Annotated in this window: 7 protein-coding genes and 1 pseudogene; 3 read left to right on the forward strand and 5 right to left on the reverse strand. The window is 68.1% G+C overall.

All coding sequences use genetic code 11. From position 1 onward, the window contains the following. The first annotated feature begins 5 nt into the window (after positions 1–5). On the forward strand, positions 6–3,650 hold the full coding sequence (locus tag DMB86_RS09375) for a S41 family peptidase (protein ID WP_113717529.1): 3,645 nt from the start codon (positions 6–8) through the stop codon (positions 3,648–3,650). Between the two features lie 113 nt (positions 3,651–3,763). Here DMB86_RS09375 and DMB86_RS09380 read toward each other — a convergent pair whose 3' ends face one another. From DMB86_RS09380 to DMB86_RS09395, 5 genes and pseudogenes are all read right to left on the reverse strand, one after another. Then, the gene (locus DMB86_RS09380) at positions 3,764–4,192 is read right to left on the reverse strand and encodes an OsmC family peroxiredoxin (RefSeq protein ID WP_113717530.1); all 429 of its coding nucleotides are present in this window, start codon (positions 4,190–4,192) and stop codon (positions 3,764–3,766) included. Between the two features lie 187 nt (positions 4,193–4,379). Further along, positions 4,380–4,511 (reverse strand): annotated as a pseudogene (locus DMB86_RS21400) (hypothetical protein); the annotation flags it as partial. A 123-nt stretch (positions 4,512–4,634) separates the two neighbouring features. Then, a complete protein-coding gene (sucB, locus tag DMB86_RS09385; protein ID WP_113719451.1) occupies positions 4,635–6,437 on the reverse strand; it encodes a 2-oxoglutarate dehydrogenase, E2 component, dihydrolipoamide succinyltransferase in 1,803 nt (600 codons plus the stop codon). A 129-nt stretch (positions 6,438–6,566) separates the two neighbouring features. Beyond that, a complete protein-coding gene (lpdA, locus tag DMB86_RS09390; RefSeq protein ID WP_113717531.1) occupies positions 6,567–7,949 on the reverse strand; it encodes a dihydrolipoyl dehydrogenase in 1,383 nt (460 codons plus the stop codon). Between the two features lie 273 nt (positions 7,950–8,222). After that, entirely contained in the window at positions 8,223–9,746 is a 1,524-nt protein-coding gene (locus tag DMB86_RS09395; RefSeq protein ID WP_227878686.1) for a leucyl aminopeptidase, read from the reverse strand. 282 nt (positions 9,747–10,028) lie between these two features. On the opposite strand from DMB86_RS09395, the gene DMB86_RS09400 reads away from it, so the two are divergent. Both DMB86_RS09400 and DMB86_RS09405 read left to right on the forward strand, forming a co-directional pair. Beyond that, entirely contained in the window at positions 10,029–11,018 is a 990-nt protein-coding gene (locus DMB86_RS09400; RefSeq protein WP_113717533.1) for a proteasome assembly chaperone family protein, read from the forward strand. A gap of 56 nt (positions 11,019–11,074) precedes the next feature. Next, the gene (locus DMB86_RS09405; protein WP_113717534.1) at positions 11,075–12,475 is read left to right on the forward strand and encodes an MFS transporter; all 1,401 of its coding nucleotides are present in this window, start codon (positions 11,075–11,077) and stop codon (positions 12,473–12,475) included.

The following is a 12,475-nucleotide window of genomic DNA, read 5'->3' on the forward strand; positions in this document are numbered from 1 at the left end:
CGTAAATGACCTCCTCCAGTTACCTTCGCTACCCGCACCTGCACAAGGACCTGATCACCTTCACAGCCCAGGACGATGTCTGGGTTGCCCCCGTGGCGGGTGGCCGGGCCTGGCGGGTCTCGGCAGAACAGTCCCCTCCGCGCAACCCGCGGTTCACCCCGGACGGGACGAGCCTGGTGTGGACCGTCACCCGCGGGGAGGCGCCGGAGGTGGTGGCCGCGCCCGTGGACGGAGGTGCGGCGACCCAGCTGACTTACTGGGGGCATGCGGGAACCAAGGTGAAAGGGTTCACCGCGGATGGCAGGGTGGTGGCGACCAGCGCGTGGGAACAGGCGGACTCCCGCCTGACGTGGGCCTACGCCGTCGACCTTGATACCGGGCGCCGCGAACGCCTTAACTACGGGCCCGTGGACAGCGTGGTTTTTGGCCCCGTCGTGGGCGACGAACGCCCGGTGGTGGTGTCCTCCGTGCTCTCGCGCGAGCCCGCCGCATGGAAACGCTACCGCGGCGGGACCGCCGGAAAGCTGTGGATCGACGTGGACGGTTCCGGCGAATTCTCCCGCCTGGTCCCGAAACTGGACGGGAACTTGTGCGACCCCATGTGGGTGTCGGGGCGCATTGCCTTCCTCTCCGACCATGAGGGCCACGGCAACCTTTACTCGGTTCTCCCGGACGGTACCGGGCTGCGCCGGCACACGGACTTTGAGGGGTTTTACGTCCGACACGCCAGCAGCGACGGCGCCCGCATTGTCTTTGAATCCGCCGGCAACCTGTTTTCGCTTGACAACCTGGACAGCGAGGCCGTGCAGCTGGACATCAGCCTTGGGGCCGTCAACGGCGCCCGCACGCCGCACCTCCTTCAGGCCGGCAAGCACCTCAACGAAGTGGTGCCCACGGCCGACGGCCGGGCCAGCGTGGTCGAGGCACACGGCACGGTGCATCTGCTGACCCACCGCGGCGGACCCGCCCGCGTCATCGCCGCCGAACCCGGAGCGCGGTCGCGCCTGGGCAGGCCGCTCGGTGCGGGCCACGTCATGTATGTGGCGGACAACGGCGGAGAGGAAGCCCTTTACATCAGGGCGTTGGGCGATTCTTCGCCGCAGCCGGCCGCCGCACCGGCGGCAGGCGCGGCGATCGCAGGCCCAGGGACTGCGGCCCCCGCACCGCAGTCGGCCGCCAGCGAGGACAGCAACGCCGAATCGGTGGACTTGCCCAAGCCCGTCTCGGCCCATGCGGTCAACGCGGAGACCTTTAAAGCCGACGTCCCCGCCGCCCCCGCCGCCCCCGCCGGGCAGGCCGTCCCCGCCGGGCAGGCCGGCACGCCCTCGGAGTCCCCGAAGGATCCGGCAGCCACCGCCGGAGAGGACGCCGCAGTCGGCGCGGCTGCCGGGCAGCCCGCTTCCGCCGCGGCAGCCGGACAGGACGAACTGCGGCGCATCGATTACCCGTCCCGGACCCGGGCGGCCCAGGCTGCCGCCAGCCCGGACGGGAGCCGGATCGCCCTTGGCACCGAGTTTGGTGAGGTGCTGCTCGTGGACGTGGCGGCGGGAACCACCGAGCTGATCGCCCAAACGTCCGCCGGGTCGGTGGGGGAGCTGGCCTTCAGCCCCGATTCCGCCTGGCTGCTGTGGAATGAGCCACTGGACACGGGGGAGAACCGTTCCAAGCTCCGCCTCGCGGGGGTGGCGCCGAAGGACGGACAGGAGCGGATCGTCGACCTCACCGACGGCCGCTTCCTGGATTTCAGCGCAGACTTCACCCGCGACGGAAAATATGTTGCCTTTCTGTCGCGGCGCAGCTTTGACCCTGTCTACGACACGCACTCCTTTGACCTGAGCTTCCCGGCGTCCACGAAGCCCTTCCTGCTGGCACTGGCCGCAGACACGCCTTCGCCGTTCGGCCCCGACGTGGACGGCAGGCCGCAAACCGGTACCCCAGGGTCCAGCGCCCGGCAGGCCGATGCCACGGAGCCCGGCGCCCCGGGGTCGTGGCCCGGCGGAGGGGTCGGCGCCGGGAGTGCCGCGGACGTGCGCACCACCGTGGACACGGCAGGCCTCGCGGCCAGGATTATTGCCGTGCCCGCCGGGCAGGACCGCTATGTGGCGTTGAAGCCCGTCGACGGCGGCCTCCTGTGGCAGGTTGACAGGAGCGGCGGCACCACGGGCGAGGGCCTGGCGAACACGTCCGACAAGCCGGCCGCAGCAGCCCTGGACCGTCTGGACCTGGCCACCAGGAAGGTCACCCGGGTGGTGGAGGAGCTGGACAGCTTCCGCGTCAGCGCCGACGGCCGGTGGATCGCGGCGGTCCATGGTGAAAAGGTCACCGTGCTGTCCTCCGCGGCCAAGGCGGACGACGACGACGCGGACGTCACCGAAGTGGACCTGGACCGGATCGTGCTCCGGCTGGACCCCATCCAGGTGTGGGGACAGGCCTTTGATGAAGCCTGGCGGCTGCAGCGCGACTTCTTCTACACGCCGGACATGGCCGGGACCGACTGGGACGCCGTCCATGCCCGGTACCGCCCCATCGTGGACCGGCTCGGCAGCCACGACGACCTCGTGGACCTGCTGTGGGAGCTGCACGGCGAATTGGGCACCTCCCACGCGTATGTGACGCCCGTGCCCGACGTCGAGGAAGGAGCCGGCGCGCAGGGCCTCCTGGGGGCCGTGTTTGAGCCTACGGCTGACGGCTGGACCATCGCCTCCATCATCGGGGGAGAGTCCTCCGACCCCGGGGCGTTCTCGCCCCTGGAGGCGCCTGGCGTCGCTGCCCGCCCCGGCGAAATCCTTGAGGCGGTCAACGGCGTGCCCGTGCCGCAGGCCGGGCCGGGCGAGCTGCTGGCCGGCACCGCCGGAAAGATCGTCGAGCTCACTGTACGCAGCACGGGCGGAACGAAGGGAGCAGGTGAGGGACCCGCCCGGCGCAGGGTCGCCGTCGTGCCCCTGAAAAGCGAGGAACGGCTGCGCTACCAGCAGTGGGTCGCCGACAACCGCGCCATGGTGCGCAAGGCCTCCAACGGCACTTTCGGCTACCTCCACGTGCCGGACATGATGCCGCGCGGATGGGCGCAGCTGCACCGCGACCTGGACACGGAAACGGCGGCCGACGCCCTGGTGGTCGACGTCCGTCGCAACCGCGGCGGGCACACCTCCCCGCTGGTGGCCGAGGCCATCAGCAAGCGCATGGACGCCTGGGCCATCTCGCGCGGGCACGGGCCGGAGATCTACCCGGCCCAGTCACCCCGTGGTCCCGTGGTGGTGCTGACGGACGAGTTTGCCGGATCCGACGGCGACATCATCACCGCGGTGGCGAAGCTGCGCGGGATTGGCCCCGTGATCGGCATGCGCACCTGGGGCGGCGTCGTGGGGATCGACGGGAAGTTCTCCCTGGCGGACGGCACGGGCGTCACACAGCCCCGCTACGCCTTCTGGTTCCGGGAAGGGCAGGGCTTCCACGTGGAAAATTACGGCGTCGACCCGGACATCGAGGTGCCGTTCGCGCCCCACGACCACCTGGCCGGCAACGACCCCCAGCTGGAGGCGGCCATCGGAGTCCTGCTGGAGATGCAGCGCGAGATCCCCACGGTGCGTCCGCCCGAGCTGGCCGGCTACCGGAACCTGGCCACCGCGCCGCTCCCGCCCCGCCCCTAAGCCGCGAGGGTACAGATATGGCGGCTCCCACGAGGTGGGAGCCGCCATATCTGTACCCTGGGCCCGGTTGGACGGGCCCACATGCCCGCCCCCCGCGTGGGAGGGCGCGGGTGCTACGCGTCGAGCGTGGCGTCGAGGGTGATTTCAATCCCGGCCAGGGCCGCCGAGACGGGGCAGCCTGCCTTGGCCGCGTTGGCGACGCGGTCAAAGTCCTCCTGGCTGATGCCCGGGATCTTGGCCGCGAGGGTCAGGTGGCTGCCCGTGATGCCGGTGCCGGGAACGAAGGTGACGGCGGCGGAGGTGTTGACATAGTCGGCAGCCTTGCCTTCTTCGCTGAGCGCGTTGCTGAAGGCCATGGCGAAGCAGGACGAGTGAGCCGCGGCGATGAGCTCTTCGGGGCTGGTCTTGCCCTCGGCGGCTTCGGCGCGGGCCTTCCAGGTGATGTCAAACGTGCCGAGCCCGGAACTGTCCAGCGTGACCTGTCCGGTGCCGGTGGGAAGGTCGCCGACCCATCCGGTGTGGGCGTTGCGAATCGTAGCCATGTTCACTCCTTGGTAGAGGTGGTGGCGCACCCGGCCCGCGGGAAGCGGCCGGGCGTGCGCTGTGGAGCGCCGCCTTGGCAGCGCTTCTTTCCAGCCTATGCCCAAAACACGAAACGGCGCCTTCCCCAGCACTTCCGGTGGTCATAAACCGGGCAGGCAGGGAAGACGCCGCATACTCGTCGAGGGGTCAGTTCCGGAGGGTTGCCACGGCAATGTTGATCAGTGCCATGCCTCCGACTGCGTGCGCCAGGCCCGTGGAGACCTCCTGCTTGGCCGCAGCCTTGCGGCAGCCGACGATCGCGGCAATGAGGACAGCCATGCAGGAATACCAGAATCCTTGTATGTACAGTCATGACCCCAGTTTAGCGACAAAGTGTCTATAAACAGGGAGCGGGGTCGCCTTCCGTGGGGAAGGCAACCCCGCCGGGTCCTGTCTGGCAGCTTAGAGGCCCAGATCGGCCTCAAACGCGCCGTCTTCCAGACGGGCCTTCAGGGTCTGCAGGAAGCGGCCGGCGTCCGCGCCGTCCACCAGGCGGTGGTCGTACGTCAGGCTCAGGTACATCATATGGCGGACGGCGATGGTGTCGTCACCGTCGGCATCGGCCACGACCGCTGCGCGCTTGACGATCGCCCCGGTGCCCAGGATGGCCACGTTGGGCTGGTTGATGATCGGGGTGTCGAACAGGGCGCCGACCGAGCCGATGTTCGTGATCGAGAACGTGCCGCCGGAGAGCTCGTCGGGGCCGATCTTGCCGCTGCGGGTGCGTGCGGCGACGTCGGCGATCCTGCCAGCCAGTCCGGCCAGGTTCAGGTCGCCGGCGTTGGAGATGACCGGGACCAGGAGGCCCTTGTCAGTGTCCACCGCAATCGCCAGGTGCTCGGCGTTGTGGTAGGTGATCTCCTGGGTTTCCTCATTGTATTCGCCGTTGACCTTCGGGTGCTGCTTGAGCGCCTCGGTGACCGCCTTGGCAATGAACGGCAGGAACGTCAGCTTGGTGCCGTTCACCGCCTGGAACTGGCCCTTCGCCTGGTTGCGCAGCTTGACGATGCGCGTCATGTCCACCTCGTGCACCTGCGTGAGCTGCGTGGAGATATCCAGCGACTCGCGCATCCGGCGGGCAATGACCTGGCGGATCCGCGGTGCCTTGACCGTGGTGCCGCGCAGTGAGGACGGCACGACGGCGGGAGCGGCCTTGGGCGCGGACGCGGCGGTGCTGTCGGCTGCCTGGGCTGTGGGGGCCTTGGCGGACTCCGCGGCTGCCAGGACGTCCTGCTTGCGGATGCGTCCGCCCACTCCCGTTCCCGAAACCGTGGAGATGTCCACGCCCTGCTGGTTGGCGAGCTTGCGCACCAGCGGGGTGACGTAGTTGGACTCGGCTGCTGCTGGGGCGGCAGGCGCGGACGGAGCTGAGGCAGGGGCGGGAGCGGCAGGTGCAGACGGAGCTGAGGCAGGGGCGGGCGCGGCAGCAGGAGCCTGGGCGGGAGCGGCAGCAGGAGCCTGGGCGGGAGCTGCGGCAGGCGCGGGAGCGGCAGCCGGGGCCGGAGCGGCCGGCGCCTCAGCCTGGGCGGGCGCTTGAGCGGGAGCGGGAGCGGGCGCGGGAGCGGCCGCCTTGCCGGAACCGATTACGGCGAGGACTCCGCCCACCTCCGCGGTCTCGTCTTCGGGAACCCGAATTTCCAGGAGCGTGCCTGCGACGGGTGAGGGGATCTCGGTATCGACCTTGTCGGTGGAGACTTCCAGCAGTGGCTCGTCAACATCGACAGTGTCGCCAACGGCCTTCAGCCACCGGGTCACCGTGCCTTCGGTGACCGACTCGCCGAGGGCGGGCAGCTTGACGTCAAAGGAGTCTTCGGACGGCGCGGCGGGTGCTTGCTCCGCGGCAGGCGCCTCGGGAGCAGCGGCGGGCGCCTCGTCAGCCGCGGCGGGCGTGGGCTCCCCGGCCGGGCTCTGTGCCGGCGCGGCTGCCGGTGCAGCCTCAGCGGCGGGGGCATCGGCTGCGGGGCCATCGCCGGAGCCGATCAGGGCCAGCGGCGCACCCACTTCAGCGGTCTCGTCTTCGGGAACCAGGATCTGTTCCAGGATGCCGGCAAACGGCGACGGAATTTCGGTGTCGACCTTGTCGGTGGAGACCTCCAACAGGGGCTCGTCGACCTCAACTCGTTCGCCGACCTGTTTGAGCCATCGCGTGACGGTTCCTTCGGTGACGCTTTCACCCAGGGCGGGCAAGTTCACGGATTCAGACATTTCGTCCCCGTTCTCCTTTTTGTGCGGTGCCCACAAAAGCACCAAGCATAAAATTCATGAGTAATGATTGTTTGTATTTGAGCTTAGTGCACCCGGCGCGGGCGCCGGGTGCACTAAGCAAGGGTCCTGCTAGCCGTGGAGCGGTCGGCCGGCCAATGCCATGGCTGCCTCGCCCAGGGCTTCGTTTTGGGTGGGGTGCGCGTGGATGAGACCCGCAACGTCCTCCGGGTACGCTTCCCAGTTCACGATGAGCTGTGCCTCGCCGATCTGCTCGCCTACACGGGTGCCGATCATGTGCACGCCCACCACTGGGCCGTCCTTCTCGCGAATGAACTTGATGATGCCGCCGGTGCCCAGGATGGCGCTCTTGCCGTTGCCGGCCAGGTTGTACTCGGTGGTTTCAACTTTGTCGTCGCCGAACTTTGCCTTGGCCTGCGGTTCGTTCAGGCCCACGGAGGCGATCTCGGGATCGCAGAACGTTACCTTGGGGACGTTGATGTCCTCCACCACGACGGGGTTCAGGCCCGCGATTTCTTCGGCCACGAAGATGCCCTGCTGGAAGCCGCGGTGGGCCAGCTGGACGCCCGGGACGATGTCGCCGACGGCGTAGATGTTGCCGACGCCGGTGTGCAGGCGCTCGTTGGTGATGACAAAGCCGCGGTCGATGGTGACGCCGGCTTCCTCAAATCCAAGGCCCGCGGTGGACGGGCCGCGGCCGACGGCGACGAGCATGAGGTCCGCCTGGAAGGTCTTGCCGTCCACGAGGGTGGCCTTGACGCCGTCGTCGTTCTGCTCGACGCCTTGGAAGAAGGTGCCGGTGTTGAACTTGATGCCGCGCTTGCGGAAGGTGCGCTCGAGGACCTTGATGATGGCGGGGTCTTCATTGGGGACCAGCGACGGCAGGCCTTCGACTATGGTGACGTCCACGCCGAAGGATTTCCAGACGGAGGCGAATTCGACGCCGATGACGCCGCCGCCGAGGACAATCACGCTCTTGGGCACGTAATCCATGGTGAGCGCCTGGTCGGAGGTGATGACCTTGCCGCCGATTTCCAGGCCTGGCAGGCTGCGGGAGTAGGATCCGGTGGCGAGGACGATGTTCTTGCCGGTGTAGTCCACGCCGTTCACTGTGACGGTGTTGGCCGCGGTGAGCTTGCCCTCACCGTCGATGACGGTGATGCCCTTGCCCTTGATCAGGCCCTGCAGGCCCTTGTACTTGCCGGCGACAATGCCGTCCTTGTACGCGTTGACGGCGTTCATGTCGATGCCGGTCAGCTCCACGTTAACGCCAACCTTGGCGCCGTCGCGGGCGTGGTCGGCAACCTCTGCAGAGTGCAGCAGGGCCTTAGTGGGGATGCAGCCGTTGTGGAGGCAGGTGCCGCCCAGCTTGTTCTTTTCCACCAATCCCACGGTCAGCCCCAATTGGACGGCACGCAGGGCCGCGGCGTATCCGCCACTGCCACCGCCGAGAATCAGGATGTCGAATTCTTGCCCAGCTGCCTGTTCGGCCACTTAGACGCTCCCTCGCGTTCGGATGGCGCACGTGTTCGCGCCATCGCACTTTTTGTTGTTGCGGGGCTGCCGCATGCGTAAGTGGCAGCCCCGCTTGTGTCCTGTGACGATATAGGCCAAGGACAAATACGTTCAGCAATCACCTTAGCGCCCAGATGTTTCATGCTCCACCTCGGCACTGTCACAGTAAAGCCGTTTGTGGTCATACTCACTGTGTGGTTGGACACCGGGCGCCGGCGCCAACCACACAGTCCCTGCTAAGCACCGTGCCTGTTAAACGCTGCGGGCCACCACGTCCTCGACGTAGGCCACGAGGGTGCGCACGGCCATGCCGGTGCCCTGCTTCGGGGTGTAGCCATAGGGGGAGCCCTCGTTGAAGGCGGGCCCGGCAATGTCCAGGTGGGCCCATGGAATGGTCGTCCCGTTCCTGTCCTTGCCGATGAACTCCTGTAGGAACACCGCTGCAGTCATCATGCCGCCCATGCGCTCACCAATGTTGGCCAGGTCCGCCACGGGCGAATCCAGCGTGGGGCGAAGCTCCTCCGGCAGCGGCATGGGCCACACCAGCTCGCCGGCCCTGTCGGCGGCGGCCTTCAGGGCCGCGCTGACGCCGTCGTCCCCCATGACACCGGCGGTCCGGTGCCCCAGGGCCACCACCTGCGCGCCGGTCAGGGTCGCGACGTCGATGATGGCGTCGGGGAATTCCTGCGAGGCGGCCACCAGACCGTCGGCCATGACCAGCCGGCCTTCGGCGTCGGTGTTGAGCACCTCGACGGTCTTGCCGCCGAAGATGGTCAGCACGTCGGAGGGGCGGATGGCCGTGCCGGAGGGCATGTTCTCAGCGATGCACAGCCACCCGGTGACGTTGACCGGCAGGCCCAGGCCGGCCACGGCCAGGACGGTGTTGAGCACGGCGGCCGCCCCGGCCATGTCGCACTTCATGGTGATCATGCCGGCACCGGGCTTAATGGAGATGCCGCCTGAGTCAAAGGTGATGCCCTTGCCCACCAGGGCCAGGTCGGCCACGGCCTTGTCGGACTTGTATTCCAGCTTCACCATGCGCGGCGGGCGCGAGGAACCCTGGCCCACGCCCATGATGCCGCCGTAGCCGTCCTTCAGCAGGCGCTTTTCGTCCATGACCGTCACCTTCACGGGAAGGCCCTTGGCCAGGTCCTTGGCCGCCTCGGCAAACGTCGCCGGGTACAGCCGGCTCGGGGGCTCGTTGACCAGCGTGCGCGTGGCGTTGACGGCCTTGGCGACGACGGCGGCCCGGTCCAGGGCCGCCGCCAGCGCCGGATCCTTGGCGAGGGAGGAGAAAATCGTCACCTTGGACACCGCCTCCTTCGCCGCGTCCTTGCCGGAGTGCAGGCTGGCATACCGGTACGCGCCCAGCGCGGCGCCCTCGGCGAGGGCTGAAACCTGGTCCACCGCCGTCGTCGGCAGGGCCAGGACCACGTGCTTGAGGCCGGCCAGCTGGCGGACGGCGGAACCGGCGGCCCGGCGCAGGGATTCCTCGGTGATCTCCGTCCCGGACAGCTTGCCGACACCGGCGAGCACCAGCACCTTCGCGCCGGAGTCCGGCAGGCCCGGCAGGCGCACCAACTGGTCGGCCGCACCGCTGACGCCCAAGGCGTCCAGCGACGCCTTCAGCGAGGCGACGGCGGACGCCGAAAGGGGGGAGTCAAGGATGACGGGTCCGTCGTCGCCCTTGCCGACGCCAATGACAAGTGCATCCGCGGAGACCTTTTTGAGGTCGGAACTGATGACATTGAAGCTGATGGTGTTGCTCGCACTCACGTTGTATGTGTCCTCACGGTAGTGGTGGGATGAATGGGTGGCACTACCCACCGATCGTAGTCTCTTTGGATGTCCGGGTCTCTTTGAGGCGCGGCCGCCAAGTTCGGCGCGACCGGAAAAATTCCGCCTCCCCGGCTGCGGTACCGTATGTACGTCGAACGCTGAGCCGCCTTCCGGGAAAGCTGCCACCCGCAGGCGGCCGGACGCGATGCGCGCCGCCGGGATGATTCCGGGCACCGGCGGTGTTGTGCTGGTGAGAGACATAAGTTGGTGAGGAAGACTATGAACAACATTGCGTACACGCCCTTTCAAGACCCCGAGTCCCTGTATGCCCTTAATGAGGCACTGCTGGAGGGCGAGGACCTGCGCGGGCTGAACCTGCTGATGTCCTTCACTGGATTTTCCGACGCCGGGCACGTCATCCATCAGATCGCCGGCGAGCTCATCGACCACTTGGCGGCCGAGCCTGTGGCCATCTTCGACGTGGACCAGCTGATCGACTACCGCTCCCGCCGGCCCCGCATGACGTTCACCGAGGACCACCTCAGCGACTATCAGGCGCCGTCGCTGGTGCTGTACCGGATGGTCGACGCTCTGGGCAAGCCCTTCCTGTTCCTCAATGGCAGCGAGCCGGACCTGCAATGGGAGCGGTTCACCTCGGCCGTGCTGGGCCTGGTCCGGCGACTGGACGTGAACCTGACCGCATGGGTGCACTCGGTGCCCATGCCGGTGCCGCACACCCGGCCCATTGGCGCCACGGTGCACGGCAACCGCCCCGAACTCATTGAGGGCATCTCGGCGTGGAAGACCACCCTGGACATTCCCTCCGCCATCGGCCACCTGCTCGAATACCGGCTGGCTGCAGAAGGGCGCAACGTGGTGGGCTATGCCATCCACGTCCCGCACTACCTGGCCGACGCCGAGTACCCGCCGGCCGCCGTCGCCGGGCTGGAATACCTCGGCGCGGCCGCATCGCTGATGCTGCCCAGCGAGCGGCTCCGCGAGGCCGGACGCGCCGTGGAACGCCAGATCACCGAACAGGTCGAGGCGTCTGCCGAGGTGCAGGCCGTGGTGCGCAACCTCGAGAAACAATATGACGAGCACAGCGAAGGCACGGAGCGCAGGTCCCTGCTGGCCGGGGACAACGACGAGCTGCCGGACGCGGACGAGCTCGGGGCTGCCGTCGAGGCCTACCTGGCCAGCCGGGACGGCCCATCCGGCGCGGGATCGTCTTCCGGCGTCACCGGCGACGGTGATTCCGGCAACATCTAGGCCCTGACGGGCGAGGATGGGGCACCCCGGCAGCCCGCCGGGCATAGGCTTTCGGTGTGGACAGTAAACGGGCATGGGCCATCTGGGGAACCGGCGTATTCGCCTACCTCGTCGCAGTGACGCAACGCACCTCGTTTGGCGTGGCGGGATTGGAAGCGACAAACCGTTTCCACGCATCAGCGTCCGCCCTCTCCGCGTTTACCGTCATCCAACTGCTGGTCTACGCGGTGTTGCAGATTCCCGTGGGCGTCCTGGTGGACAGGTTCGGTCCCCGGCTGATGATCGCCGCCGGAGCCGCCGTGATGACCATTGGGCAGCTCCAGCTGGCCGCGGCGACCTCCGTGCCCGCAGGAGTTGTCGGACGTGTCTTTGTGGGCGCCGGCGACGCCATGACGTTCATTTCGGTCATCCGGCTGATCCCGGCATGGTTCCCGGCACGGCGGGTTCCCCTGCTGACCCAGCTCACCGGACAGCTCGGGCAGTTCGGCCAGCTGATCTCCATAGCCCCGTTCGCCATCGTGCTGCACGTCTGGGGCTGGAGCCCTGCGTTCCTGGGCTTGTCCGCCTTGGGCATGCTGGCCTGCGTGCTGGCGTCCATGTTGCTGCGCAACGCCCCCGAATCCGCCGGCCCTGTGGTGCAGCCGGGCATGAGGGAAACCGCCGCCGACCTGGCCAGGGCCTGGCAGCAGCCGGGGACGCAGCTGGGCATGTGGAGCCACTTCGCCACACAGTTCGCCGGCAACGTGTTCGTCATGACCTGGGGGTACCCGTTCCTGGTTTCCGGCCAGGGCCTGGACCCGGCAGAGGCCAGCGTGGTGCTGAGCCTGTTCGTGGTGGTCGGCATCATCTGCGGGCCGCTGCTGGGCGGATGGGTGGGCCGGCACCCGTTGCGCCGCTCCACCATGGTGTTGGCGGTGACGTTCACCATTACCGCGGCATGGCTCGCCGTGATCCTATACCCCGGACAGGCGCCGTTGTGGCTGCTGGTCCTGCTGGTGCTGGCGCTGGCCCTGGGTGGCCCCGCCTCGATGATCGGCTTTGACTTTGCCCGCACCTTCAACCCCTCGCACCGCATCGGCACTGCCTCCGGCATAGTGAATGTTGGCGGCTTCTTCGCCGCCCTGGTCACCATGTACGTGGTGGGCCTGATCCTGGACCTGCTGAACAACAACGGCTTTTCCCACGGCAACCTCTACTCGCTGGACTCTTTTCGCATCGCCCTGTCCTTCCAGTTCATTGTGCTGGCCGTGGGCGCCGTGGCTGTCATCCGCGTGCGCGGCAAGGTCCGGCGCCGCATGGCCCTGGCCGGCGAAAACGTGCCGCCGCTGCGGCAGGCCCTGGCCGATAACCGCCGGCGCCGCGCACAGTACCGTGCAGAAGTCCGCGCCGGGCGGCAGGCGGGGCAGCGGCCGGATCAGGCCGGACCCGGCCCGGGGCACGGGCAGGACAGCGACTAA

Source organism: Arthrobacter dokdonellae, from assembly GCF_003268655.1.
Taxonomy (GTDB): domain Bacteria; phylum Actinomycetota; class Actinomycetes; order Actinomycetales; family Micrococcaceae; genus Specibacter; species Specibacter dokdonellae.